Source organism: Brachybacterium netajii (SeqCode), from assembly GCF_054114245.1.
This window is the reverse complement of sequence record NZ_JBSYXB010000005.1, coordinates 16,200-42,808: the sequence shown is the minus strand read 5'-3', so window position 1 is coordinate 42,808 and position 26,609 is coordinate 16,200. Positions and strand designations below refer to the sequence as shown.

Here is a 26,609-nt window from a genome sequence, read left to right as displayed (position 1 = left end):
GACGGCGACCGCTCGCTCCTCGGGCTGCGCATTCTGCCTCTCGTCGAGCCTCGCTGCACTCGTTCTTAGTGACGGTCTCGACATGATCGGGGAATCCGATCCGGGACCGGAGTAGACTCCTCGGTCCATTCTCGAGAACAGTGGACGAGAGAGCTCCCCCGGCTAGGTTCTCATCGGTATGGTTCGATCATGCACACGCGGCCGTTCAGCGTCATCATCCCGACGCTCCAGCGCTCCCCGATCCTCGATGATGTGGTGAGGCTCTGCGCCGCCCATCCTCTTGTCCTCGAGGTGCTGGTGATCAACAATGCGCCGGAGCCTCTGTCCTGGGATTCCCCCCGGGTACGCGTCCTGGATCAGGGCGAGAACATCTTCGTGAACCCCGCATGGAATCTCGGCGTCCGGGAATCGCGGGGAGAGTTCCTGGCCATCGTGAACGACGATGTGACGTTCGCTCCACAGGCTTTCGACATCGTCGCCCGTGCGTTGCGGCGGCGTCTCTACGGGGTGATCGGCCCGGACCGTTCCGCCTTCTCCGGTGGAGCCGGCAAGGAGCGCGTGACGCTCGCCAGAACCTCCGGAACGATCTTCGGCTTCGGCGTCTTCATGTGCCTTCGCCGAGAGGACTACCTCCCCGTCCCCGAGCAGATGCGGATCTGGGGCGGCGATGACTGGCTGATCAGCACGGCGAGGCGCCCGCCCGGCGCGATCCTCGGCGTGCCCTTCGAGACGGAGATGAGCACGACGAGCGGGAGCCCGGAGATCCAGGCGCTTCGCGAGCAGGAGCAGGCGATCGCCGACGAGGTGCTCCATCCGTTGAGCGGAACGCGCTGGTGGCATCGGCCGTGGCACGGAGTGGAGTCCGCTCGGATGCTCAAGCACCGCCTCTCGCGACGCTGACGGCCACCGCGCGCCGGCCGTCCCGACGTGCGGGACGCGAGGAGCGGGCGCTGCCGGCGATGAGCCGACGCATCACAGCGCCAGCCCGCATCACAGCGCCTCCGGGCCCGCCTTCTCGCGGTTGCGGTCCATGACGCTGACGCCCATCGCCACCAGCGTCAGCGCCATGATGATGACGACGGCGATGGTGAAGGCCTCCAGCCAGCTCTTCCCCGATTCGGTGAGGGAGAAGATGATGCCGGGGATCATGGCGGTGCCGATGGCGGCGCCGAGGCGCTGGCCGAGCTGGAGGATGCCGCCGGCGACGCCGCCGTAGCGGGGGTCGACGGAGTTCAGGGTGAGGGTCTGGTTCGGGGAGATCGTCATGCCCTGGCTGACGCCCATCAGGGTCAGCGGCGCCGCGAGCAGCCAGAACGGGATCCATCCCTGCTCGACGGGGCCGACGAGCAGGGCGGTGCCGCCGAGCCCGGTGAAGGCGATCGCGAAGCCGATGATGACCATGCTGCGGCCCATCCGCAGCACATGGCGTCCGGCGAGCTGCGAGGAGATCGCGGCGGCGATCGACGAGGGCAGGCCCAGCAGGGAGGCCTCGAAGGCGGTGTGGCCGAGGTGCATCTGCAGGTAGAGCGGGACGATGATCCACACGCTGGTGGCGCCCAGGAAGTAGATCGAGACGATGAGGATGCCGTTGCGGAAGGGCTCGTTGCGGAAGATCGCCGGGTCGACCATCGGGGAGCCGCCCGCGCGCTTGACCTTCCCCTCCCAGGCCCACCAGCCGCCGAGCAGCAGCAGGCCGACGGGGAACGACAGCCACACCAGCGCGCTCGCGCTGCGCTCGAGGAAGGGCAGCATGATCGCGAGGATCGCCAGGGTCAGCAGGATGGTGCCGACGACGTCGAGGTCGGGGCGGGTGCCGCGGCGGACGCGGTCGTCGGGGATCCAGCGGAAGGCGGCGATCACGGCGAGGACGCCGATCGGCACGTTCATGAGGAACATCCAGCGCCAGCCCTGGTCGGGGCCGAGCAGCTGGATCAGCAGGCCGCCGATGACGGGGCCGACGGCCGTCGCGACCGCGACGGTCGTCGCCAGCAGCGCGAACGCCTTGGCGCGGTCCTGTCCGCGGAAGTGCTTCTGGATCAGGGCGACGGTCTGCGGGTTCAGCAGGCCGGAGCCGATGCCCTGGAGGATGCGGGAGAGGTTCAGGACCTCGACGCTGGGGGCGAGGCCGCTGGCGAGGGAGCCGATCGTGAACAGCACGACGCCGATCAGGAAGACCCGTCGGCGTCCCGTGGCGTCGCCTGCGCGACCGGCGGGGACCAGCAGCATGCCGAAGGCGAGGGCGTAGCCCGAGATCACCCACTGCAGGCCCTCGCTCGAGGCGCCGAGGCCCTCGCCGATCGCCGTCAGGGCGACGTTGATGACGCTCACGGCGATGAGCGCCATGAACAGGGGGGCGAGGAGGACGGCGAGAAGGGCTTTGCGGCGCACCACCGGCTGCGGAGCGCTGGGGTCGGGCTTCACCCCTGCAGGATAGGCCGACGAGTGCGCCGACGGGCGGAGGGCGGGCGGAGGGCGGGCGGGCAGAGAGCCGGCAGGCGCCCGCCCCGCGACCGCCAGCCGTCGCCCCGGCCGGGCGACTCCCCCGCTCGCTCACCCGCCGACGCCCGTCGGCGGCATCCCGCCCGTCGGCGGCATCATCCCGCCGGAACCCCCGTAGCCACCGGGGCCGACGGGCCCGCGCGCGTCGTCGCGATAGGGGCCGACGGGGATCGTGTATGCGGTGCGGGCGGACAGCAGCGGCGGTGCCAGCTGGACCTCGCGGGCGGACGGCTTCGCCGAGTAGTCGCCGCCGGGGAAGCGGCCGAACTGGTCGGCGGTGCCGGCGGGGCGGATCCGGTCGGCCTCGTCGAGCATCGCGAGCGCGGCGGCAGGCGTCGGGAACTGCGAGGACCACACGTGCCCGGGCGGGATCGGGGACAGGAACAGCGCCCCGCGGGGGCGGACCCACAGGGAGCCGGGCTTGGAGCGGTCCCGGAGGGCGTGGGCGCGCCAGGTGACCACCGGATGCGAGGCCATGAGGTTCACCCAGTGGACGAAGACGCTGGGATCGGTGGCGGCACGGTCGGCGAGCTCGTTGACGTTGACGTCGGCGTGGAGGTACTTGCCGCCGGAGAGCAGGGCCATCACACCGGGGGCGCCCTCGGGCGCGGCCGCGTAGCCGTAGTTGTCGGCCGTGTACTCCTGGGAGCGGGAGAAGGCGGGGCCGAGGATCGGCAGCATGCGGATCACGTTGGCGAGCACGAGACGGAAGTAGGAGACGTGGCCGGCGGCGAGATGGCCGACCTCGTGGCCGATCACGAAGCGCAGCGCCGAGGGGTCGCGGACCGCGCCGCCGACCTCGAACAGGTCCGAGTGGATGACGACGAAGCGGCGGAAGCCGTGGCCGGCGGCGAAAGCGTTGATGACGCCGTTGCCGAGCTGCACGTAGGCGTCGGGCACGCGGCGCATCCCGAAGGCCTCCGCGGCCTCGACGACCATCCGGTAGCCCTCGGGGAACTGCGTCGGGCTCATCCGCACCGCCGAGGTCCGCAGCTGCGCGTACTGCAGGGCGCGCACCCACCAGGCGAGCAGCGGGAACAGCGGGAGGATGACGGCGAGCTGCAGGAAGAACGGCAGCACGCCGATCCACTGCCAGAGCTCGGCGACCGACTCCTCGCCCACGACGATCCGCAGGTACACGGTGGCGATGATGAGCGCGATCCAGCCGGCGTACGCGAGGATCGTCAGGGCGACGCCGACGCCCAGCAGCGGCAGCTCCCAGGGATGCCGGATCCCCCGTCGGCCGACGATCCCGTGGATCGTCGCACCGTTGATCAGGTTCGGAGTCGTCATGATCGCGCCCTTCCCTCCGCCGTCCCCCTCGCAGGACGGCCCGCTCCGACGCTAGACCCGCTCCCGGCGGATGACCAGGAATCTTCCTGGATCCGCGCTGATCATCGACGACGGGAGGGGGCCGGGTCGGCAGACCGGAGGACGCCGGATCGGCCGGGCGGCCGACGACGGCTCAGCGACTCGGCCGACGACGGCTCAGCGACCCCGCCGGCGCCCGGTCAGCGGAACAGCCGACGCAGGAGCCGCTTGCGCAGCCCCCGGTACGGCGGGCGGATGAGGGCGAGGGTGTCGGGCGAGGCGGGCTTGCGGACGACGGGCTTGGCATGCGTGAACGTCTCCAGGCTCGCCCGGCCGTGGTACTTCCCGGTGCCGGAGGCGCCGACGCCGCCGAAGGGCATGGCGGTGCTGCCGACGTGCGCGAGGGTGAAGCCCAACGCCAGGGAGCCCGAGGAGGTGCGGGCCGCGAAGGCCCGCTCGACCTCCCGCGACTCCGTGAAGACGTACGCGGTCAGGGGCTTGTCGCCGGCGACGATCCGGTCGATCGCCTCCTCGGGCCCGCTGACGGCGAGCAGCGGGAGGATCGGGCCGAAGATCTCCTCGGCCATCACGGGGTCGTCCCAGCCGACGCCCGCGAGGACCGTCGGCGGGAGATAGCGGGAGGCGGCGTCGGCGGTCCCGGTCCCGCCGATCACGGCGCGCTCGTCGTCGATCATCGCCAGCAGGCGCTCGTGGTGGCGGGCGGAGACGATGCGGCCGTAGTCGGGCGAGCGCTGCGGGTCCGCCCCGTACATCTCGCGGATGGCGCGCCGCAGCTCCGGCACGAGCCGGTCGAGCATCGCGGGCGAGGCCATCAGGTAGTCGGGGGCGACGCAGGTCTGGCCGGCGTTGGTGAACTTCCCCCAGACGATGCGGCGGGCCGCGGTGCGCGGGTCGGCGTCGTCGGCGACGACCACGGGCGACTTCCCGCCGAGCTCGAGGACCACCGGGGTCAGGTGCTCGGCGCCGGCGCGGGCGACGATCCGGCCGACGCGCCCGTTGCCCGTGTAGAACACGAGGTCGACAGGCTCGGCGAGCAGCGCCGTGGTCTCCTCGACACCGCCCTCGACGACCCGCACCCACGCGGGATCCAGATGCTCCGCGACGAGGCGGGCGAGGGCGGCGGAGGTCGCCGGGGCGAGCTCGCTGGGCTTCAGCACGACGGTATTTCCACCGGCGATCGCCCCGATCACCGGGCCGAGCGACAGGTTCAGCGGATAGTTCCACGGGGCGATCACGAGGACCGTCCCCAGCGGCTCCCGCCAGATCTCCCCGCTCGCCGGCGCGAGCAGCGCGTCCATGCGCAGCTTCTCCGGCTTCAGCCATCCGCGCAGGTGCTTGCGCATGTGGACGATCTCCTGGGTGAGCACGCCGAGCTCGGTGATCGCCGATTCGAGGCGGCTCTTGCCGAGATCCTCGGCGAGCGCGCGCGTGAGGCTCTTCTCCTCGGCCCGCAGTCCGTGCAGGAGCGCGTCGAGCTGCGCGAGACGGGCGTCGACGCCGCGCGTGGTGCCCGCGGCGAAGGAGGCGCGGAGGGCGGCGACAGTCGCGGCGATGGGGGCGGCGGTCTCAGGGGCGGCGGCCGCAGGGGCGGTGTCGGGAGCGGCGGACGGCTCGGCGGAGGGGGCGGCGGCGGGCTCGGACGGCATGCGCTCCACGATAGATCGGTCGCCTCTGTGCAGGGTGGGCGCCGCGGCGCCGCCTGCGGCTCTAGGCTCGGTGGGGTACGGTCCGCCCCTTCCCCGGCTCGAGGAGCATTCCCCCGATGACCCTGCTGATCGCCGCCCCGCTCCTGCTGACGCTGACGCTGCTGGTGTCGGGGCTCGCGAAGCTCGGCGACCGCCGCGCCCTGCAGGACGCGATGGTCTCGCTGCGCATCCCCGCACCGCGTCTGCATCCGCTGGTCACGACGGTGCTGCCGACGGCCGAGATCGTCCTCGGTCTCGCCTGGTGGATCCCCTGGGTGCCCTCGCAGACCGTGATCGCCCTGCTCGTGGCCCTGCTCATGGCGACCTATCTGGCGATCATCGCCCGTGCGCTCCTCGCCGGGGCGCCCGCCGAATGCTCCTGCTTCGGAACGCTCGCCTCGCCGACGGTCTCCTCCTCGACTCTCTTCCGCAACATCCTGCTGACCGCGCTGTCGCTGATCGCCCTGGTCGCGGCGTCCCGCGGGATCATGACGACGGCCCTCGAGCGGACGCCGCTGCAGCTCCTGAGCGCGGCGCTCGGCGTCGGCGCCTCGGTGCTGCTGACCGTGCTCGTCCTCGGCGGCGTCACCTCGGCCGACGAGCGGGACGCAGCCGGCGGTGCGCCGGCTCCCGGACCGCGCCCCACCGGAGCCGGCGCGAACTCCGGCGACCCCGGGGATCGCGGTGAGCCAGGTGAATCGGGTGAGCCCGGTGACGCCGAGGAGGAGCTGCTGGACTACGAGCGCACGGCGATCCCCGCCGGCGTCCTCCAGCGCCCCGACGGCACCCTCGTGACCCTGCGCGAGCTCACGACCCAGCAGGCCGCGCTGCTGGTGTTCGTCTCCGAGGGCTGCGGCCCCTGCGAGCGGGTGATGGACCAGTTCCCGACCTGGACGACGGAGCTCGGAGGGTTCCTGCAGGTGCACGCAGTGCTGAAGGCGACCCCTGCCTCGCTGCGGGAGCGCACGACGACGCGCCTCGGCGAGCACTCCCTCTACGACCCTGGCTTCAGCGCCCGCGAGGCCCTCGGCTCCCGCGGCACCCCGAGCGCCGTGCTCCTCGGCGCCGACGGCATGCTCGCCGGCGGCCCCGTGAAGGGCGGCCAGGAGGTCATCGCGTTCGTCGACGAGATCCGCGAGCAGATCACCGCGGCGCAGGCCGACGGGGAGATCGGGTGAGCATCGCGGTCGACGCTGCGGCCCGCGCCATCGGGTCCCGCGTCCTCTTCGTCGACTGGGTACGGACCGCCGCCTATCTGCTGATGGTGACCGCCCACGTGGCGCCGTCGGACGGCCCTCTGCGGATCCTCCTGGTCAGCGAGTTCCTGACCGCTCCCCTGTTCGCCCTGCTCGTCGGCGCGGGCGCGCAGCTCGGCCGCGAGCGCAGCGCACCGTCGACCGTCACCGCGGCCGACGGTCGCGACATCGCGCGCACCGTCGTGCGGGCGCTCCTGGTGCTCGGCCTGGGCCTACTGCTGGCGCAGTCGCACGCCGCCGTGGTGATCGTGCTGATGCACCTCGCCGTGCTGATGGTGCTGTGCATCCCGCTCGTGCGGCTGGGGACGCGCGCCCTGGCTGTCGCGGGCGTGCTCGCGGCGGCCCTCGCCGCCGGGGTGCCTGTGATCTATGGGCGGATGGCGGCCGCTTCCTTCCCCGGGCCGTCCGGTGCGACGGCGGATCCGCTGCAGGATGCGGTGCGGGAGGCCCTCGGCGATCTCGGCGGCGCCGGACCGTACCGGCTGACGGGCTTCGTGCTGTGCGCGATCCTCGGCATGCTCGCCGTGCGACTGCTGCGGCCGACGCTCCCGTGGGCTCGCGGAGCGGTCGCGACGGCGGCCGCATTAGCGGTGTTCATCGGCCTGGTCATGGCGCCGAACCTGCTGGGGCTGTTCGAGGTCCATGCCTACGACGGGACACCGGCCGAGCAGATGGGCGTCGCCGCCGGTGCGCTCGGCGTGCTCCTCGCCGCATGGACCGTCCAGGCGAGCCCGCTGGACCGGCTCCTGCCGACTGCGGCCGCGGCCGTGCTCGCGTGGCCGGGACAGGCGAGCCTGTCGCTCTACGCCCTGCACGTGCTGATCCTGCACGTCTTCCAGACCCTGCACCCGTACGAGCGCGACGACAGCTGGGCGATGCTCGCCCTGCTGATCGCCGTCGGGCTTCTCGCACCGGTGCTGTGGCGGGCGGCGGCCGCGCTGGTCGTCCGACGGGCGGGGGTGGGTTCGGCGAGCATCGGGCCGACAGGCGTCGGGCGCGCGTGGGTGCGAGGGCCGCTCGAGGGGATCATCCATGCGGTCCAGGCCGGCCTCGTCGACGCACGGTCGACCGTCCGACCGTGAGGAGAAGACAGAACCGCCGGCGAGAGCGGACGAGCACTCGGGACATTCCCGACCGGCACCGAATTCTCACCGGATGCGCCCCGAGGGACAGAATCCGCCCCCGCCTCCTACACTGACGAGAGCAGCCGTCGGTCCGAGATCCCCGGATCTCCCGTCATGGAGGGTTTCCCGAGGCACCATGCCAGCGAATGACGCATCGACGGTCGCGAATCCGAGCCACGAGCAGATCGAGCTCGCAGCACAGAGGTTCCGCCCGCTGGGCGAGGAGCCGTACGAACTGCGTCGCGAGACCGTGCTCTTCCATAACGTCGCCGTCGAGAGGTTCACGGGCCGCGGCGGCGAAATGCGGAACGTCGGCGCCGAGGACTGCCTCGATTCGCTCGAATGCGTCTTCACGATCGACAAGCCGACGCCCGACGACGGCCGGGACGCAAAGGACTCCCTGGAGACCGTCGCCGCCCACGTCGCATTCCTGCCCACCTGGACCGACTACGAGGTCCCGCTGCGCCCGCACCGTCGGCATCTGCTGATCCGCGTCGATCGCGAGTCGCTGTCCGGGATCGTCCCGACGATGCCCCGCGCGCCCCGGACCTTCCCCCTGACCGGAGGGCTCCCGACGGCGGCGCGCGCCTTCGCCGCCTCGATGCTCGCCTCCGTCGGCCGACACGGCACCGCCGACGGCACCACCTACGGCTCCACCGCCGGCGATCCCGCCGCCGTCTCCGCCGTCGCCGCCGACGCGATCGACTCCACCAGCGCGATCGAGTCCTATGCGGTGGGCCAGCTCCTCACCGAGATGGTCGGTTCGATGATCCTCGACCGACTGGGGTCGATCCCCAGCTCCGAGCGCCCCACCGCCTCATCCCGCCTGCGCGAGGAGGCGATCGCGCTGATCGCGCAACGTCGGGCGGATCCGAACCTGAGCATCGAGGACATCGCGGCCGGCATCCCCGTCTCCCCGCGTCGCCTGCAGGCGGTGTTCGCCGAGGCGGAGACCAGCGTCTCGGCCGAGATCCGCCGCCAACGGGCAGCACTCGCCGTCCACCTCCTCGGGTCACCGCGGTACGACGCCCTGCGGATCGACGAGATCGCTCGGCATGCGGGGTTCGGCAGTGCGCTCACGATGCGCAGAGCACTCCAGGCCCTGCACGGGACGACCGCTTCGACCCTGCGTCATCGCACGGCGGAGACCGCTCCGAACGGTCCCGCCGCCATCAGCTGACCGGGTCCACTTCCCGCAGAGGAACGTTCAGAACACGCACTGTTCGCCTGTTACCACACGGTATGCCCGTTTCTTGTGCCTAAGTTAGAAAGGTCCTGCCCCGCCCCCCTCCCGGAGGACCCCCATGCCGTCCCCCCGTCCCACGCGCACTGCCGCCCCCGAGCATCGCCCGCTTCCTCGTCGCGCCCTCATGGCCGGCGCCGCCTGGTCCGTCCCCGTCGTCGCCCTCGGCTCCGCAGCCCCCGCCTTCGCGGCGAGCTTCCCGTGCGACCAGGACACCCTCTGGAACGCTCAGAGCCAGGGCCGCATCCTCTCCGGCGGCATCCTCCCCTTGGATCTCGACACGATCGCCGCGCTCGAGGGCGGCGTCGCCGACACCACTCCCGACCTCGTCGAGGACGGCGTCAACGGCGACCCCCTGAGCGTCACCGCCCTCGACGCGCTGACCGTGAACCTCACGGGGACCGCGCAGGCCCTCAGCACGATCCTCGACCTGAACACCTCCACCGGCGCCCTCAACCAGTCCGCGTACGCGAACCAGTCCGGCGCGGCCTGGGGCGGCAGCGGAGCGGTCGACGCCACGGGCGCGATCAACACCGCCAACGCGGGCCCCGACGCCCCCGCGCTCGCGACGCTCGACCTCCAGACGGTCCTGCAGGCGGCGGAGGATCGACTCGGCGTCGGCACCAACGGCGCCCTGTCGGACCTCATCGCCTCCGTCGCGAACCTGAGGCTGATCATCGGGGCCGCCGCGGGCATCGCCGCGTCGGACGCCGGCTGCGACCCGGCGATCGAGCGCGACTACCTCCTCGCCTACCTGCGCACCTCCCTCGAGTCCCCGACCGTCACGGCGCTCTCCAGCGCGCTGCGCACCTTCGCCGGCGCGAACACGACGATCACGCTCGACGCGGGCCCGCTCCTGAACAGCATCACGAGCCTGCTCCCGACCAACCTCACCAACCTCCAGGCGGTCCTCTCCGTCACGCTGAACACCGCGGCGATCACGGGGACGCTGCCCACGGCGAGCGGCTCCGCGCTGCAGCTCGACCTCACCAACACCTCCGGCGACGGCCAGATGACCGTGGATCTCGGCGCCGTCCTCGGCTACCCGTCCACCGGCCTCAACGGCCTGGACCCCAACACCCGCCTCTTCGCGGACGCTCCCGCTCCGACGCCGTCGGTCACGACGATCGTCGACGAGTGGCTGAACGCCCTGCTCAGCGACCTCGTCACGGTGAACCTGACGGTCAGCGCGAACGTGACGCTCCTCGGCGTCCCGCTGACCTCCGTCGACGTGCTCAAGATCGAGAACGCCACGCTGGCGTCGATCGCCGACGGCACGGCGACGATCCAGCTGCTCTCCGTCACCGTCCTCGGCCAGAGCATCCAGATCATCCCCAATCTGACCGGCCCGAACCGGGACGGCATCCTCAGCGCGCTGCTGGACACCGTGACGACGCAGGTCAAGGACCTGCTGTCGGCGGACGGCGGGGTGAACGCCGCCCTCGGCGCGGTCAACGATCTGCTCGCGGACCTGTTCGACGTGCTCGAGGACGTCCTCGTCCTCAAGATCAACGCGCAGAACGACTCGACGGGGACGCCGCCCGATCGCTGGTCCTCGATCCCGACGGGGCAGTACGACGTCGCGGCCCTCCAGGTCGGCCTCGTCGGCATGCTCGATCTGCTCGATCTGTTCCTCGCTCGCGGTTCGGTCGGGGTCAACACGCCCCGCTGATGAGCCCCTCGCGGCCCGCGCCTCCCGATCGGCCCTCCCGGTCGAGGGGCGCGGGCCGCGACCGTCCTTGCGCGGATAGGCTGGATGGATGAGCTCCGCCTCCGATTCGCCGACGCCCATGACCCCCGGGATCCGCTCGGTGCTCGTGGTATGCACGGGCAACATCTGCCGGTCCCCGTACGCCCATCTCCGGCTCCAGGAGCTGGCCCCGGATCTCGAGGTGTCGAGCGCCGGGATCGGAGCCCTCGTCGGCCACCCGATGGAGGAGGCCATGCGCGATCTCCTCTCCGCGCACGGCGTCTCGGCCGACGGCTTCGCCGCCCGCCAGGTCGACGCCGCCGCGATGAACGCGGACCTCATCGTGACCATGTCACGCCGTCAGCGCGCCTACCTCATCGACGAGTTCCCCGCGGCGGCGCGCCGCATCGTCCTGCTGGACTCCGCGGAGGTTCTGACCGAGATCCTCGACGGCGGCCTCCCCCTCGACCAGGCGATCTCGGTGTGGAGCAGGCGGCGTCCGTCGGCCTCTGCCGAAGTGCCCGATCCGTACCGGCGCTCCCCCGAGGTCGCTCGCGAGGTCGCGGCGAGGCTGGACCGGGCCGTCGGGACCCTGGCCGCGGCCCTCCGACGCTGAGAGGTCGTCATGCGCCCGTCGCGGGCCCGTCGCGGGTCATCCGCGGGGGATCAGGAGCTTGCTGTCGTGCAGCCGGTCCAGCGCCTCGGCGACGAGGTCCTTCGCCCGGGGATGCGGGCCCATGCGGTCGACGACGCGGGCGACGAGCTCGTCCGGCGTCGCCTCCCCGACCAGCTGCAGCTCATCCCAGACCACCGCGGTGAGCCCCTCGAACGCGAGGCTCTCGGACCCGCGCAGCACGACGACCCCGCTCTCGGCGACCACGGCCTGACCGGACCGCTCGACGCTCAGCGCACCCGCGCGACCGGCGCGTTCGACGACCGCCGCGGAGGCAGCAGCGGAGGCGGAGACAGCAGCAGGAGCAGAGGCAGAGGCACCGGCACCGGCAGGCGATGAGGCTGGAGTGACCGCCTCCCATTCCTCGTGCACGGGAGCCGGCAACCGGCTGAGGAGCCCGACGAGCTGCTCGGAGTCGCGATAGCGCACGCGCACCACCCCGCCCGTGCGCACGGCCAGCTCCGTCAACCGCGCGAGCCCGTCCGGGAGCTCGGAGAGCGACGAGGACTGGGAGATCAGCGCGGGGAGCGCGGACTGCAGGGGAACCCGCTCGACGCCGATGCTGTCCTGCTCCTGCTCCTGTCCCGACTCCTGTCCCGGCCCTGGCTCGGCACCGCCCCGGATCCGATCCAGCAGGACGAGCATCTCCGGAGGCCCGCAGGTGAGCGCAGGCTCCAGGCTCATCGCCGCGGGCCCGAGGTCGACCTTGCGGCCCCTCCGCGATCGCTCCGGAGGACGTCGGAGCGAGACGGGCTTCGGATAGGGGGAGACGGAGTAGTCCTCCGGGTCGAGGATCGCCAGCTCATCGGTCACATAGCGTCCGTCCCGCGCCAAGTGGGCCACCGCCGTCGACTTCCCGGCGCCCGACGGCCCGATGAGGGCCACCACGCCGAGCGTCGGGTGGTCGACGATGCCCGCATGCAGCAGGATCGCGCGCCCGATGAGCCGACGGATCACCTCTCGGGTGATGTCCCCCGAGATCTGGTAGCCCGCTCCCTCGTCGACACCCAGTCGGGTCGCCGGCGGGGAGGCCGTCTCCTCGCGAGAGGCCTCGAGGGCAGCCTCGAGGGCCGCATAGGACAGGACCACGTCGTCCTCTCCGCCCGGCCCGTCGGCGTCCTCCACCAGGAGGTGGCCCCAGATCGTGCCGACCTCCGCGGCGATCTCCTCGAGCCCCGGCCCGAACTCCAGGCGCACGCGGACGCCTGCCGTCTCCACGCGCAGCGTCCCGGTCGCCGGCAGGGCGCTCGTGGGCTCGACCGTCACCGCTCGCCCGCTTCCCGAGCGGGGCCCGCCGACGGGCGACGCTCCGGCACGAGGACACCCTGCTCGGCGAGGCTGATCAGGAACTCGTCGACCTCGACCTCGATGCCGTCCGGAAGACCGTCCACGTCGTCCCGCAGCCGGGAGGCCACCTCCATGGCGCTCATCCCCTTCCCGTGCTCGGCGTCCTGGCTGTCCAGGAGCACCTCGAGAATCATCGCCCCGGAGCCGTTCATCCGCATGATCGGCCCGTCGGGCAGGCGTCCGACCCAGAATCCGAGCTCGTCGCCGTCGACGACGACATGACCGAGCCGATAGCGCACATCCTCCACCGTCTCCTCCATCTCCTCCGTCGTCCAATCCGTCGTCGTCCCGACCCCGCCCGTCCGGTCTGTCCCGCTGGGCCCGCCGGTCACGCCGGTCACGGCACGCTCGCCTGCACGAGACGTCCGGAGCCGCCGACGCGCAGGGCCCCCGCCGAGGCGGGCACGAACAGCGCCCGGCCGGCGGGGAGGACATGCCGACCGGTGTCGGACTCGAGGAGGAGCTCCCCCTCCAGGCCCAGGACCGTGCGGGGCCCGCTGCCCGGCACCGGATGGCGGCCGCGGAACGCGCCGGGCGGGTCCGCCACCGCGGTCAGGGACAGCTCGAAGTCGTCGACCGGCGCGTAGTACGCGGAGGAGGTCGCGTTCTGGTGCTCGGGAGCCACCCGGAGCGGAGGGGCGGCGGTGACGCTGACGCACTGGAGCATCTCCTCAGCATCCACCTTCTTCGGCGTGAGACCCGCACGCAGCACGTTGTCGCTGGCCGCCATGATCTCGATGCCGACGCCGTGGAGATACGCGTGGAGGGCGCCCGCCGGCACGAACATCGCCTCCCCGGGCTGCAGGGTGACCGGGTTGAGCAGGAGGGCGGCGACGACGCCGGGGTCCCCGGGATGATGCTCGGCGAGGAGCGCGACCGTGCTGTCGATGCGCGGCGAGGGCGAGCGGCCGGAGGCGAGGCGCCGCGCGCAGGCCTCCACCACCGCATCGACCTCCGCCGGCTCGGGCCGCATCGACGAGGCCACGAGGGCGCGGAACGCCGCCCGCATGCCGTGCGCCGTCGGGTGCTGGACGAGCAGCCGATGCAGGCGATCCGAGAGCGGGGTCCCGAGGTCCTGCAGCATCGCCGCCGCACGGCGCGGGGTCCGGAAGCCGCACAGCGCACGGAACTCGGTCAGCGCGACCAGCATCTCGGGCTTGTGGTTGTCGTCGCGGTAGTTGCGTCGCGGGGAGTCCAGGACGAGGCCCGCCGCGTTCTCGGCGGCGAAGGACTCGGCCGCGTGATCCCGCGTCGGATGGACCTGCAGCGAGAGGGGCTTCGCGGGGGCGATGACCTTGAGCAGGTAGGGCAGGCGGTCCCCGAAGGAGCGGATGACGCCCTCGCCGAGCATCCGCCGCGGGTCCTCAGCGATCGCCCGCTCCAGGGACCGCCCGTCGGCGAGGGTCGACGGTGCGACCGGATGCGAGCCGAACCAGACCTCCGCCCAGGGTCGCCCGTCCTCCGGACGTCCGAGGAATGCAGGAATCGCGCTGGGAGACCCCCACGCGTAATTCTGGATGCGCCCTTCAAGCTCCCACATGGAAAACTCCCCTTCGCGTATCCGTAACACCGGTGGTCGGCATCGGAGCCCGAACGGGCATCCGCTTAGACTCTGCCGCATGAGCGCACTCGTGCAGGTTCCCGCGCAGGCGCGCCTTCGACTTGCGCACGGCTGCCTCGAACATCTTGCCCGAGATGCGGGAGTTCGCCAGGTGCATCTCAAAGGCGAGTCCCTGCATCCGCTTCTCTCCGCTGGACGCCGCCCCTCGACGGACTGCGATGTCCTCGTGGATCCCGATCGCATCACCGAGCTCGCCGTCGTCCTCGAGCGGAGCCATTGGCAGAACGTGACGACCTTCGAGCACGGCAGCGTCTTCGGGCATGCGGCGACGTTCCACCATCAGCTGTGGGGGACGGTGGATGTCCACCGCTCCTTCCCCGGTCTCGACGAGGATCCTCGTCGCACCTTCGAGCGCCTGTGGGCCGAGCGCGAGACGGTCGACCTCGGCGGCATCGGCTGCGCGGTCCCCCCGCTCACGATCCAGCGCCTGGTGCTGCTCGTCCATGCCGCCCGCGACTCCATGGGCCGGCGCGCGCATGACGTGCGCGTGTCCTGGACCGAGGTCGACGACGCCGAGCGCGAGCGCATCGACGCCGTGGCCGCGGAGCTCGGGGCGACGGTCCCGCTGGCCCTCGCCACCGGGCGCGAGGAGCGCGCCGTCGGACTGCCGGGCGAGCACCTGTGGCGTGCGGTGCACGCGGGCGCGAACCCGACCGCCGTATGGCGGGCGCGTCTTCAGGATGCTCGATCGCCTCGTCAGCTGCTGTCGATCCTCGGCGACTCCCTGCGGGTCAACCGCGATCATCTGGGCCTCCGTCTGGGGCATGCCCCGACGCGGCAGGAGATCCGTCGGGAGTGGTGGACCCGCTGGGGTCGGATGGTGCGCTCCCTGCGCTCCTCCCGCTGAGTCCCGGAGGCCCCAGGCTGGGGTCCGAGGTGTCCGAGAGGTCTGATGGCCCGCGGACTCGGCGCGCGAGGAGCCGGCGCAGCAGGATCCCGGCCCCGGTGCCGATCGCCGCGCCGAGCGTGTTCATGGCGATGTCCTCGAACGTGGCGTCCCGCGATCCGATGACCAGCTGGTACAGCTCGACCGCGCTGGAGATCGCGGCGCCGAGAATGATCCACCACCAGCGCGGCAGGAGCACGGCGAGGGCCGCGAAGAAGGGGATGAACAGCAGGACGTTCGCGATGGTCGCGAACTGCTCCGGCGTCACGTGCCCCCGCACCCCGAGCGCACCCGTCACGGCGAACCAGATCCGCACGTTCAGCCGGTTCACGCCCCAGCCGTCGGAGGTCAGGAGCAGGGTGCCGGCGCCGAGGGGGTAGAGGGCGAGGAGCGCGACCGCGGCCAGCCGCACACCGAGGGGCAGGTTGCCCGCGCGGCGCGTGCCCGCCCTGTCCGTGCCCGCCGGGCGGCTCGCCGCGCTCATCATCATGCCGGGATCGGAAGCCACCATCGCCCTCTCGCCCAGGCCACGAACCTCCGCGCTCCGCGGATCGCCGGCCTCTCCACGAGGAACCAGGAGAAGGCCGCGGCGCCGGCCGTGAGGGCCGCTGCGATCAGCATGTGGGCCCACCAGTTCCCGCGGTCGCCGAGCGAGATCGCGACGATCTGCTGGATGGGGAAGGCGTAGAGGTAGTAGCCGTAGGAGAGGTCGTTGCGGCTCCCGAGGCGGGTGGGCAGGAGGATGCCGAGGCCGAGCAGGAGGACCATCAGCGGGACCTGGGCGACGTGCTCGCCACCGGGCGTCAGGTAGAGGACCGTGACGACGGCGCCCGCGAGGGCCACCAGCCAGGGGCCGAATCGCAGCCTGTCCCGCAGCGCATACGCCAGCATGCCGACGCAGAAGTAGGAGCCGAGGCGGGCGAGACGGAGGTAGTGATTCGTCGTGACGTCCAGGAACGGTTCGGCCGTCAGGAGGAACAGCGTCGTCCCGACGAGACCGACCGCGGCGACGATCGCGAAGCGCTTCCTCACCCACGGGACGGCGACGAGGAGACCGCACATCAGGTAGGCGGTCAGCTCGTAGGACAGCGTCCACATCGACCCGTTCCATGCGTCGTCATGAGGAAGCTCGGCCCCTTCCGTCATCCAGACCAGCTCGAAGGTCGACGCATTCGTGGCAATGTAGTCCGCGGCGGCGGAGATGCTCCATCGTCCGCTCCCGAGGAGCACGGCGAGCGGAGCGAAGACCAGGCCCACAGCCAGGAGCTGCACCCAGTATCCGGGATAGATGCGAGCGAGGCGCCGCACGCCGAAGGAGAACCACGATGATCGCATGCCGCTGCCGGCGATGAAAAAGCCGGAGATCAGGAAGAAGCCGTCGACGGCCCATCCGCCGAGCCCTGCGATGGGAAGCCTCGGTAAGATCCCGCTGATGGCCCCGGTATGCGATACGAGCACGAGGATCGCGAGGACAAGACGGATCGCATTGATCGCATTGTCCTCCGAGCCGAGCCCTTCACCGAGCGTGCGCCCTGACCTCGGAGAGCTCTCGGTCTGCTCGCCGCGACGAGCCTGGACATTCGCAGTCACCTCGTAGGCACCTCTCGTTCGCACATGATCATCGGGCCCGGGAGACCGGAAGGAATAGGCCTCTCACAGGAGACCCGATCCGCGCCGAATGATCAATAGGCGCCCGAGGATGCCAGCACGGCGCGGACCGTGCGCATCAGGATCTGCAGGTCCTGGACGAACGACCAGTTGTCGACGTAGTAGAGATCGAGGCGGACCGTATCCTCCCAGGAGAGGTCCGAGCGCCCGGAGACCTGCCAGAGGCCGGTGATGCCAGGCCGGACCTCGAGGCGTCGGCGGGCGTCGTCGTCGTAGGCGTCGACCTCGTGCGGGAGGGCGGGGCGCGGGCCGACGAGGCTCATGTCGCCGCGCAGCACGTTCCACAGCTGCGGCAGCTCATCGAGCGAGTAGCGGCGCAGGAGCTTCCCGGGGCGGGTGATGCGCGGGTCGTCGCGCATCTTGAACATGACGTCGTTGCCGCGGTCCTGCTCGGCGCGCTCGACCATCTCGACGCGGATCGCCTCGGCGTCGGTGACCATTGACCGGAACTTCAGGAACTCGAAGGGTGTGCCGTCGCGGCCGATGCGCGACTGGCGGAAGATCACCTGGCCGCGGTCGTACCCGCGGACGATCAGCGCGATCGCGGCGAGGACCGGGGAGATCACGAGCAGCAGAACAGCGCTCACGATGATGTCGAAGGCGCGCTTCGTCCACTTCAAGGAATGGCGCGAGCGGGGCAGGTCCATGTGCACGAGCGGGAGGCCGGCGACCGGTCGCATCCGGACGCGGCTCGAGGAGATCTCGCTGAGCGCAGGGGCGACGATGACGCTGACGTCGATGTCCTCGAGCTTCCAGGCGATCCGCCGGAACTCCTCCGAGGTCGATGTCGCGCCCGAGGTGAACAGCAGGATCCCGGGACGCTCGTGCTCGGCGACGCGCAGCAGGTCGTCCTCGTTCCCGAGGACGGGGATGTCGAGAGCGGAGCGCCCGCCGTCGGACCCGCCGGGGGTGATGGCGCCGACGATGTCGTAGCCGAGCCAGCGCTCGCGGTGGATGGTGCGCGCGACGCCGTCCACGTGGCCGAGCGGGCCGACGGCGATCACGGTGCGACGGAACCGGCCCCGCGCGCGCAGACCGTTCAGCACCCGACGCAGGATCACACGGTCCACCAGCAGCAGCACGGGTCCGAGCAGGAAGAAGACGACGAAGAAGCCGCGCGAGAGCTCGATCTGCAGCAGATAGACGACGGAGCCGACGATGCCCGCCGCCGCGAGGGACGCGTGCAGCACGTTGCTGAAGAGTTCGGTGCCCGCCGGCACGAGCCGGACGTCGTACCCCCCGAACAGGATGATCGCGAGGAGCCAGCCGGCGGCGATGACGACCGCCGCGTCGAGGACGTTCTGCGAGAGATCGCCCGCCGTGCCGAGGATCGACTGACGCGCCGCATAGGCGATGCCCATGGCGATGCACAGCGCGATCACGTCGGCGAGGAGGAGGGCTCCGACGGACAGCTTGCTGAGGATGCGGGCGTCGCCGGGCGAGAAGGTGCGCACCGGCACGGTGGGTTTGATCGCCGACGACTCGAGGCCGTAGGGCTGCTGCAGAGACGACATGATCCCCCGGGGGCTGAGGATGGGCATGAAAGACAACGCAAACGTGCGACGGATTCATTGGCGCACACCGCTATCTTAGGGCTCGGGAGCGATTTGGGAAGGGCCCTTCTTCCCACCCTGCAGGTTTGCAGTTCTTGCAACAGGAACTGACTCGCCCCGTGGCCAAAAAACGGGTCACGACGTGCAGATTTACGCGCCACATGAGCTTCGGCACACCCGCTACATGCCCCCCACCAGCAGGTTACCCAATCGTCACCAACTGGAACCCCTCAAGCCCGCCCAGCCACGGCCGGTCACACCAGCTCTTGCAGCCAGTTGCAAAAGAAAGCGCATTCAAGCGCGTAGGGGAATCGCGTTCCGTCAGCATGGGTCGCCGACGCGTCGTCCCGAACGGTTCCGAACACCCTCTCGCCCGTCAACCTCTTGCATTCTGCGGAAGTGGTGCACCTTCCGCCCGCCAGCGCCCACAGCCCGAGCGTCTACAGCGTCGGTCCGGTTCCGCTCGAGTGCCGGGATGCTATGCACTGCGTCATGACGGCGCACCACCACTCCGCACACATGCGAGGTACGTGCACCGCAGATCAGGGGAGGAGCCTCGATGCCTATGGGCATCGAGGCTCCTCTGAGTCCGCCTGAGGCGGCATGGCACTGTGCTCCGGGTCAGACCTTCAGCTGCATCCCCCACAGTGCCCATGGGCTGACCGAACCACCAAGATCTCGCTTCAACTGGCTGATCGAGGACTCCAGCCCATCGATGCAGGCCTGTACTGCGTCCGCATCAGACAGGACCGTCCTGGCAATCAGATCCTTCAAAGTCTCGTTGCCGGAGAGTTCGATCCACCGGTCCTCCTCGGGGAGCACCACGCTCTCGTGATCCAGGAACTTGAACTCCGCCCCGAGGATCACCGGCTCCTGCATCGCCCAGGCGGCGGGGATGCGATACGAGTCTGCAAGGATCAGTCCGTGGAGCGACGTCGTCACGATGTGCTCGCAGCTCGAGATGTCTCTGGCGACGCGGCGCGGCGATCGCGCGACATCGATGAACTTCACCCCATCGAGCGCCGCAAGCTTCTGGATCACCGGCAGACCTCGATGGGAGACATGGGGGATCAGACCGACCTCCCACTTCTTCGCCGAAGGCTTCACCAAATTCCGCATCAGCAGGCCAGGGTCCCCGAAGGACAGCACCTCGGGCTCACCAAGGTTTCTCCAGGTCAACCGCCCCCTGACGGCAAGGATCTTCGCGTCCGTCGGCAGGTCCGTCTCGTCGCCGAACGATCCGGTCCCCCAGATCACCCCTTCATACTCCTCAGGAATCTCGGAGAGGATGGATCCGACGGCGAACAGCTCCGCCGTCTCCTCAGGCTTCAGGATGGGCGCTACCCCGTACTTCGGGAGGATGAACGGGGTCAGCGCGTCCCCGAAATTTGACTCCCTGCTCCACCACCACGTTCGCGGCGCCACGCACCGCGGGTAGAGCTGAGGCGTCACCTGGTAACCAACGAGACGACGCACGGTACGCAACCTGCGTCGAAGACGGGAGTTGTAGTCGTTGAGTTCCTTCATACCGTTCCGATCCAGGCTGTGCACCGCGACTGACCGCGCGCTCGCCCATTGAGTCATGTCTGCAGAGACGAGGTGGGGATGGACTATTCGCTCCGCACGGAGTGGGCGACCGATCGGACGGCACTGCGTAGGAAGGCTCGGTTGGAGATCTCCCGCCGAGCCTTCCAGACCTCGCCGAACGACGAGACTCCCCCCCATGCGACAAGCTCCTGATGCAGCGCGCGCTTCCTGTAGCTCGAGAACGTCCTCTTCGGCAGCACTGCCGGCGGATGCTCGTCGATCCAGCGCGTCACGCGAAGCGACCGAGTCATGGCATCCCGGTTCTTGACAGCCCGCGGACCGCGACCTGCCCGATGCCACGACACCCACTCCGTGATGTCCAGCAGGCGCGCAGGATCGATGGCGGGCCACAGCGTGAGCACAAAGCTCTCGACGACCGCCATGTGAGCACGGATGGTTTCCTCCGACTCGATGATCTTCGACTGGCGGTCGTGCTGCCGGTAGAGCATGAGTGGGAGTTCAGAGTTTTCGAACTTCCCTCCGTCCAGTGCCAGCAGAGTGAGCAGAAGGTAGTCCTCCGCGACATCGAACGAGGGATTGAAATCGATGGCCCGCAATGCGGCGGAGGACCACATCGCTCCGCCGAACGTGACCGACGGAGCCATGAGCAGGCCGTTCAGGATTTGCGGATGATCGGCAGGGAAGGCGCTCACGACACCCTTGGAGATGCCGTGCTCATCGATCTGCTCGAGCTGGCACCCGATCCCGACCAATGAAGAGTCCCGATCAGCGATCTCGATCAGACGCTCGATCCACTCCGGGCGGGCGATATCATCGGAATCAAGAAATGCCAACCAGGGTGTATCGACTTCTGCGATCGCAGTCTTGATCGCCGCCGTCCTGCCCAGATTCCTCTTGTGCTCCACGAGTCGAATCCGCCGATCGGGAGACCGTCGCACGATCTGGGCTGTGTCGTCCGTCGATCCATCGTCGACGACCATGATCTTGACGCATCCATAGGTCTGAGCACAGGCACTGTCCAGCGCTTGTTCGATATACGCCTCGCCGTTGAAGGATCGGATGGCGATAGTCACGGTTGGCGAACCCGCATCCCCAGGGTGCGCGACAGTCTTCATAGAGCGTTCTCCGACATCGACTGAATTATGGTGTGTCCTCGGGGCAGACGGCCGGTGACTGTTCGCCCTCACAGCGTTAGGCGAGGGAGCCCAACTCCACGAGCCGTGCGAACTCCGGCTGGCGGGAGCGAAGTTCTCCCATCGTGCCCCTGTCCCGGAGCTCCCCGGCGGAGAAGAACAGGATCTCGTCCGCATCCTTGACCGTGGAGAGTCGATGCGCGATCACGACGACGGTGACATCGCCGTGGAGGCGCTCAATCGTCTGCGTGATCTCATGCTCTGTCTCATTGTCGAGTGCACTCGTCGCCTCATCCAGAATCAGGACTCTCGGCTCTGAGTACAGCGCGCGCGCGATGCCGATCCTCTGTATCTGCCCGCCAGACAGGCGTGCGCCATTGTCGCCGATGAGGGTGTCCAGCCCTCGCGGAAGCTCCGCAATCAGACCCTCCAGCCGAGCCTTCATCAGAACCTCGGCGAGGAGGCCTTCATCGACGAGTTCGGGGCTCTGGCCGAACGTGATGAGATCTCGCACGGGCGCCTCCCAGAGGTAGACCCTCTGGGACACGACCGCCAGCTCCTGCATCCAACGCCTGGACTCCTGGGCGATGTTCATCCCACCGGCCTCGATGCTCCCCGAGGTGGGAGTCAGCAGACCCGTCAGGAGGTCCGCGAAGGTCGTCTTCCCGGCACCTGACGATCCGACCAGAGCAACAACGCTCCCCCGCTCGATGGAGACGCTGACTCCGCTCAGCACGTCGCCGCTCGCATCCGGATATCTGTAGCTCAGATCGGAGACCACGATGTCTCCATCGGGTACGGCGTCGAGCGGTCCATGGGTATCAATGTCGACAGTCTCGTCACGACCGAGCACATCGATCTGCTCCGCCACGAACTCTAGATTGGCTTCGCCGGTGCGGATCCCGGACGTCGTCGCAACCAGGCGATTCAACGCCGGGATGATGCGCATGGCGGCGGCCGCGAAGACCACAAGGAGGCCGATCGCCGTGCTGCTCTCATAGGTCGCGAGCAGGATGGCAGCCACGACCGCCATACCGATGATCATCGCCGTTTCAAGGATATACTTGGGAAGCTCACCGAACATCCCTTGAAGGCGCGACACGCGCGCGCTCCTCTGACGATTCTCCCGATACTGCTCCAAGAAGAGGGCCTCGCGCTGGAAAATGCGGGTCTCGCGGAATCCTTCGATAGCAGGATTCAACTGCCTCCACGAGGCCTGCCCGATATCAAGGGACTGGAGTCCCAGCGAAAGGGCGTGCGGCTTGATCACCCTGGCGAGGAGCAGAGCCGTGCCGCCGAAGAACAGCGCCGCGAGCAACGATGCTTGAGGAGCGAGGACGAGGAGCACCGCAAGCAGGGCTCCTATCAGAATGCCATCGGTGATCGCACTGATGTAGCCGAGGAGCACCGCGCCGAACGACCCAGGAACCGCCGCCGTCACCGCCTGCAGGATCCCTGCCCTGGAGCGCCGACGATGAGAGGCAAAGGGTGCGCTCAGGTATCGCTTGAGGAGCTCAGCCTGCGCAGCCGCGGAGGCCTTGGCCGTGATGCCCAGACTGAACCATCTTATCAAGATGAGGGCGATGTTCTTGGCCAGGAACGCCACACAGATCAGAACTGCTATCAGCACGAGAAGGGTCTGGCGATCTTCGATGCCGACGACGGGGATGACGTAGTCCTGGACGACCGCCGGCAACTCATCTGCCATGAGCAGCTGGACCAGAGGGAGGACCGCCGCGACAGCCACCATATCCAGAAGCGACACGATCAGAGTGAAGGCGAGCAGTACGATCAGCCTTGTGCGCATCGGCCATGGGACGAGAGTCATCACCTTCCGAAGCAATCGGTAGTCCAGAAGCGCTCGCGGCGCGCGCAGACTCTTCGGCATTCTCATCCCTCTCGTCCGACTGACCTCTGCTTCCGAGGGGACTCCCATCGGCACTCGAGCTGAGTCTACGGAGCCGGTCGCCCCTGGAACAGACCGATAGGTCACATTCTGAGATCGCAAGTTCCCGCAAGCAGCTCACCGTTCACCGCCTCGCCGCCCTTCTCTCCATATACTCGGGGTGTTGCCGGTTGCGCTGCCGAACAGAGGAGCTGGATGGTGAGCAATCTGAGGGCGGGCTCCCCACCTCCCCGTCGTGTCGTGGTGATCAGTCCCGTGCCAGCGGTGCGGATACCGAACACCGCCGGGGGCCTCCTGCTGTCCCGGATCGTGACGTCGCATGTTGCCGCGGGAGCCGAGGTCGTCGTCCTCTCACCTCACCTCACCTCGAACGTCACCGAGGTCGAGCGGAGCGCGGCCCTCGTGGCCACACGCCTGATGGGGCGTCCGCGCGACCGAGAAGGGATCCGCAGACTCCTGCTGACCGTCATGCACCGTGCACTACCGCTGCTGACTCGCTGGACATCCTCCCTGCCCTCCCTCCCCCTCCTCGTCGACGTCCTGATGGATGATGATGCTCGACAGCTGTTGCACGAGGCGGACGTCGTCGATCTTCAATGGGAAGAATATGGACAATTGACCAGTATCGTTCGAAGGATGGCTCCGACAGCCACCGTCACCTGCATGTTCCACGACATCAACAGTCAACGGATCGCGCGATCGGCACCAACTCCTCACGCTCTGCCTCTCAAGACTGCGGACCGAGCCCGCCGGCGAGCCATCGAGCGGATGCAGCGGATCGAGCGATACATCGGCAACAATGTCGATGTTGCCTTCGTCCTCTCAGAGAAGGACGAACGCCTTCTCCGTGATTCGGCTCCGCATGCGCACGTCGCCGTCGTGAGCCCGCCTCTCGCGGATGAGACGACTCCTTTGGTCGCGAGCGTCGGGGGTCCTCCCACCGTGGGCTTCGTGTCCTACCTCCGCAGGCCCGAGAACCGCGATGCAGCCGTGCGCCTGGCGACCCGGATCTGGCCGAAGGTGCTCTCAGCAGTCCCGGATGCACGCCTCCTCATCGTCGGCGGCGGCCTGGAGGACGACCTGCGGAGACAGCTCTCGGCGATTCCCGGAGTCGAGCTCACGGGGTTCATCGAAGATCTCGAGGACGCCTACGCGAGGATCGACGTCGCCGTCTCTCCTCTCGACAGGGGCGCAGGGGTCAAGTTCAAGGTCATCGAGCCCGTCCTGCGCGGGATACCGTCCATCACGACGAGTGTCGGTGCTGAAGGCATCTCACCGGACCTGATCACGGCCATCTCCGACAATGATGCCGAGTTGGCCGCAGAGGCGATCGCGGCCCTAGGAGCAGACACCGCTGCTGGCCTCAACCTCGAGCGCGCTCAACGCGCCCGGGTGATCTACGGCGTCGCGGCCTTCGCAGCGACCTACCAGGCGGCGATCGACAACACGACCAACCAAGGGCGTGGACCGCGTCCTCCCGACAACCCCGTCTCCCGAGCACTGCGCAGGCCGCGTTGGAGGACGTCGCCCAATGCTTGACCTCGCTGGCTCGACCACGAGCCCATCGGGAGCAATCTCGCCGCACCGGAATTCATCACAATGAGATATTCGATGACAGGCCTTCGCGGCGCGATCCAAATCGGTCCTGCATACCAACGTCCGAGAAGAGATGAAGAGTGACTGAGACTCCTACGGTCAGTGTCGTCATACCCGCGTACAACGCGGCAGCCACCCTCGGCATCCAGCTCGACGCTCTCATCGCGCAGGAGGGTGCACCGCGCTTCGAGGTTGTCATCGCGAACAACCGATCCACAGACAGAACCGCTGACATCGCACAGTCATTCAGCGATCGCTTGGATATCCGCGTGGTCCCCGCGTTCGATCGACAAGGCGTCAACTGCGCGCGCAACGCGGGCATCGCCGCTGCCGCGGCGGATCTCGTCATGCTGGTGGACGCCGACGATGCTGTGCGTCCTGGTGCGATGCGCGAGCTGTACGCCGCCATCTCCGCGGACTCGGAGATCGGCATCGCGGGAGGCATGCTCAGCTCCCATGACCCCGACACCTATGAGATCGAGACGCCGCAGCGCTACCTGCCCTATGTGCCGGGTGGGTTCATGCTGCTCCGCCGGGAAGTCTTCGACGCGACAGGAGGCTTCGATGAGGCCTTCGTGGGGGGCCACGACGAGGTGGACTTCTGCTGGCGCGCTCAGCATGAGGGCTTCAAGGTCATCCTGGTCAAGTCGGCGCTCCTGGACCGCGTCGAGCGGCCCACCTCCCGGGGGGCATTCCGCCAGTTCAAGCGATACGGCTTCACCTATATCCAGCTGTGGGCGAAGCACCGAGAGCGCGGGATCACCGGCGGGACCCTGCGAGGAGAGGTCCGTGCTGCCCGCAATCTCCTTCGCGCTCTCCCCGAGTTCCTCTCAGGACCGCCTGAGAGGAAGCTCGATGCCGCTCGGATGATCGGTTGGACCATCGGCCGCTGGCAGGGAGATCTTCACTTCCGAGTCTGGGGGCCGAGATGAGCCGAGTCCGGCAGGACAACACCGCGGTCGGAGGTTCGGGCCTTGTCGAGGGTCTTCTGGACACCGCCCGAACCGTCAAGCACTGGGGATTCGTCCTCCGCAAGCGCTCCCTGCGCACCGCCGATGTCGTCCAGGTCAGAGCGACGAGCAGCCTATGGCGCGACATGGAGAAGAGGCGGCCCTACGCCTACACCCCCGGAATGTACCGACGCTCCTTCGTGAACTGGGACTCCGAACCGTCCGAAGGGGGCGTCCTGACCCGCAGGATCTTCACGATCTGGACGGGTGACTCCCCGATGCCTGAGGCACGAGAGCGGGGCCTCGACGCACTCCGGTCCATGCAGACGGGCATCGAGGTCGTCCTGGTCACGCCCGACACGCTCAGCTCGTGGATCGTGCCGGGTGCTCCCTTGCATCCCGCGTACGAGAACCTCTCGCTCGTCCATCGGTCGGACTATCTCCGCGCTTACCTCCTGCACCACCACGGTGGCGGATACAGCGACGTCAAGGCATCGTTCCATCACTGGGGACCAGCCTTCGACCAGCTCGAGGACCAGGACCTGTGGGTCCTCGGCTACCCCGAGCGCTCGACGCAGTGGGTCGCTCAGCTCCCCCGCGCCCTCGGCAAGGATCTGAAGCGCTACTACCGCATCGTCCCCGGCGGCGGGGCGCTCATCATGCGCCCGGACTCCACCTTCACCCGGGAGTGGCTGGCCGAGGTCGAGCGTCGGCTCGACTACCTCCAGCCCCTCCTCGCACAGAACCCGGGCGGCATCCGCAATGAGGTCCTCTCCTACCCTGTGAGCTGGAACGATCTGCTCGCGAAGGTCACTCACCCGCTTGCGCTCAAGCATCATCACCGCGTCGCCGTCCGGGAGGATCTCCTCCCCGATCTCATCGACTACCGCTGATCCTGG

22 protein-coding genes are annotated in these 26,609 nt (G+C 69.1%); 10 read left to right on the top strand and 12 right to left on the bottom strand.

The annotated features are described in order from the left end of the window. Positions 1-189 precede the first annotated feature (189 nt). Positions 190-900 carry a glycosyltransferase family 2 protein gene (locus ACXET9_RS10970; RefSeq protein ID WP_457886630.1) on the top strand — a complete coding sequence of 237 codons (711 nt, stop codon included), beginning with the start codon at positions 190-192 and terminating at the stop codon, positions 898-900. Positions 901-990: 90 nt separating this feature from the next. On the opposite strand, the gene ACXET9_RS10965 is transcribed toward ACXET9_RS10970, so the two are convergent. From ACXET9_RS10965 to ACXET9_RS10955, 3 genes are all read right to left on the bottom strand, one after another. After that, a complete protein-coding gene (locus ACXET9_RS10965; RefSeq protein ID WP_457886629.1) occupies positions 991-2,421 on the bottom strand; it encodes an MFS transporter in 1,431 nt (476 codons plus the stop codon). Between the two features lie 129 nt (positions 2,422-2,550). Beyond that, positions 2,551-3,792, bottom strand: coding sequence for a M48 family metallopeptidase (locus ACXET9_RS10960; protein ID WP_457886628.1), 1,242 nt, complete (start codon positions 3,790-3,792; stop codon positions 2,551-2,553). A gap of 218 nt (positions 3,793-4,010) precedes the next feature. Further along, positions 4,011-5,477, bottom strand: coding sequence for an aldehyde dehydrogenase family protein (locus ACXET9_RS10955; protein ID WP_457886627.1), 1,467 nt, complete (start codon positions 5,475-5,477; stop codon positions 4,011-4,013). Positions 5,478-5,593: 116 nt separating this feature from the next. On the opposite strand from ACXET9_RS10955, the gene ACXET9_RS10950 reads away from it, so the two are divergent. The 5 genes from ACXET9_RS10950 to ACXET9_RS10930 all read left to right on the top strand — a co-directional run bounded on the left by ACXET9_RS10950 (position 5,594) and on the right by ACXET9_RS10930 (position 11,445). Then, entirely contained in the window at positions 5,594-6,694 is a 1,101-nt protein-coding gene (locus ACXET9_RS10950) for a TlpA family protein disulfide reductase (protein ID WP_457886626.1), read from the top strand. Then, on the top strand, positions 6,691-7,854 hold the full coding sequence (locus tag ACXET9_RS10945; RefSeq protein WP_457886625.1) for a hypothetical protein: 1,164 nt from the start codon (positions 6,691-6,693) through the stop codon (positions 7,852-7,854). The genes ACXET9_RS10950 and ACXET9_RS10945 overlap by 4 nt, the downstream gene beginning before the upstream one ends. A 178-nt stretch (positions 7,855-8,032) precedes the next feature. Next, positions 8,033-9,076: a helix-turn-helix domain-containing protein gene (locus tag ACXET9_RS10940; protein ID WP_457886624.1), complete on the top strand. Its 1,044-nt coding sequence runs from the start codon at positions 8,033-8,035 to the stop codon at positions 9,074-9,076. 124 nt (positions 9,077-9,200) lie between these two features. Further along, positions 9,201-10,811: a choice-of-anchor G family protein gene (locus ACXET9_RS10935; RefSeq protein ID WP_457886623.1), complete on the top strand. Its 1,611-nt coding sequence runs from the start codon at positions 9,201-9,203 to the stop codon at positions 10,809-10,811. 88 nt (positions 10,812-10,899) lie between these two features. Further along, entirely contained in the window at positions 10,900-11,445 is a 546-nt protein-coding gene (locus tag ACXET9_RS10930) for an arsenate reductase/protein-tyrosine-phosphatase family protein (protein ID WP_457886622.1), read from the top strand. 36 nt (positions 11,446-11,481) lie between these two features. On the opposite strand, the gene ACXET9_RS10925 is transcribed toward ACXET9_RS10930, so the two are convergent. The 3 genes from ACXET9_RS10925 to manA form a co-directional block, all read right to left on the bottom strand. Next, positions 11,482-12,768, bottom strand: a complete 1,287-nt coding sequence (locus tag ACXET9_RS10925; protein ID WP_457886621.1) for a hypothetical protein — start codon at positions 12,766-12,768, stop codon at positions 11,482-11,484. Beyond that, positions 12,765-13,109, bottom strand: a complete 345-nt coding sequence (locus ACXET9_RS10920) for a PqqD family peptide modification chaperone (RefSeq protein WP_457886620.1) — start codon at positions 13,107-13,109, stop codon at positions 12,765-12,767. Before ACXET9_RS10920 ends, ACXET9_RS10925 begins: the two co-directional genes overlap by 4 nt. Before the next feature lie 77 nt (positions 13,110-13,186). Continuing rightward, entirely contained in the window at positions 13,187-14,389 is a 1,203-nt protein-coding gene (gene manA / locus ACXET9_RS10915; protein WP_457886619.1) for a mannose-6-phosphate isomerase, class I, read from the bottom strand. 79 nt (positions 14,390-14,468) lie between these two features. Here manA and ACXET9_RS10910 point away from each other — a divergent pair, with 79 nt between their 5' ends. Continuing rightward, positions 14,469-15,317: a nucleotidyltransferase family protein gene (locus ACXET9_RS10910; RefSeq protein ID WP_457886618.1), complete on the top strand. Its 849-nt coding sequence runs from the start codon at positions 14,469-14,471 to the stop codon at positions 15,315-15,317. Here the strand turns inward: ACXET9_RS10910 and ACXET9_RS10905 are convergent. From ACXET9_RS10905 to ACXET9_RS10880, 6 genes are all read right to left on the bottom strand, one after another. Beyond that, on the bottom strand, positions 15,202-15,846 hold the full coding sequence (locus tag ACXET9_RS10905) for a VanZ family protein (protein WP_457886617.1): 645 nt from the start codon (positions 15,844-15,846) through the stop codon (positions 15,202-15,204). The genes ACXET9_RS10910 and ACXET9_RS10905 overlap by 116 nt on opposite strands. Beyond that, positions 15,843-16,946, bottom strand: a complete 1,104-nt coding sequence (locus tag ACXET9_RS10900) for an acyltransferase family protein (protein WP_457886616.1) — start codon at positions 16,944-16,946, stop codon at positions 15,843-15,845. Before ACXET9_RS10900 ends, ACXET9_RS10905 begins: the two co-directional genes overlap by 4 nt. Before the next feature lie 92 nt (positions 16,947-17,038). Beyond that, positions 17,039-18,538, bottom strand: a complete 1,500-nt coding sequence (locus ACXET9_RS10895) for a sugar transferase (RefSeq protein WP_457886615.1) — start codon at positions 18,536-18,538, stop codon at positions 17,039-17,041. 660 nt (positions 18,539-19,198) lie between these two features. Continuing rightward, positions 19,199-20,104 carry a polysaccharide pyruvyl transferase family protein gene (locus ACXET9_RS10890; RefSeq protein ID WP_457886614.1) on the bottom strand — a complete coding sequence of 302 codons (906 nt, stop codon included), beginning with the start codon at positions 20,102-20,104 and terminating at the stop codon, positions 19,199-19,201. 83 nt (positions 20,105-20,187) lie between these two features. Further along, positions 20,188-21,240, bottom strand: a complete 1,053-nt coding sequence (locus tag ACXET9_RS10885) for a glycosyltransferase family 2 protein (RefSeq protein ID WP_457886613.1) — start codon at positions 21,238-21,240, stop codon at positions 20,188-20,190. 76 nt (positions 21,241-21,316) lie between these two features. Then, positions 21,317-23,146, bottom strand: coding sequence for an ABC transporter ATP-binding protein (locus ACXET9_RS10880; RefSeq protein ID WP_457886612.1), 1,830 nt, complete (start codon positions 23,144-23,146; stop codon positions 21,317-21,319). A gap of 213 nt (positions 23,147-23,359) precedes the next feature. Between ACXET9_RS10880 and ACXET9_RS10875 the strand changes: the two genes are divergently transcribed. The 3 genes from ACXET9_RS10875 (at position 23,360) to ACXET9_RS10865 (ending at position 26,603) form a co-directional block, all read left to right on the top strand. Beyond that, positions 23,360-24,703: a glycosyltransferase gene (locus ACXET9_RS10875; RefSeq protein WP_457886611.1), complete on the top strand. Its 1,344-nt coding sequence runs from the start codon at positions 23,360-23,362 to the stop codon at positions 24,701-24,703. Positions 24,704-24,840: 137 nt separating this feature from the next. Next, the gene (locus tag ACXET9_RS10870) at positions 24,841-25,692 is read left to right on the top strand and encodes a glycosyltransferase (protein ID WP_457886610.1); all 852 of its coding nucleotides are present in this window, start codon (positions 24,841-24,843) and stop codon (positions 25,690-25,692) included. Beyond that, positions 25,689-26,603, top strand: a complete 915-nt coding sequence (locus tag ACXET9_RS10865; protein ID WP_457886609.1) for a capsular polysaccharide synthesis protein — start codon at positions 25,689-25,691, stop codon at positions 26,601-26,603. Before ACXET9_RS10870 ends, ACXET9_RS10865 begins: the two co-directional genes overlap by 4 nt. The last annotated feature ends 6 nt before the right edge of the window (positions 26,604-26,609 follow it).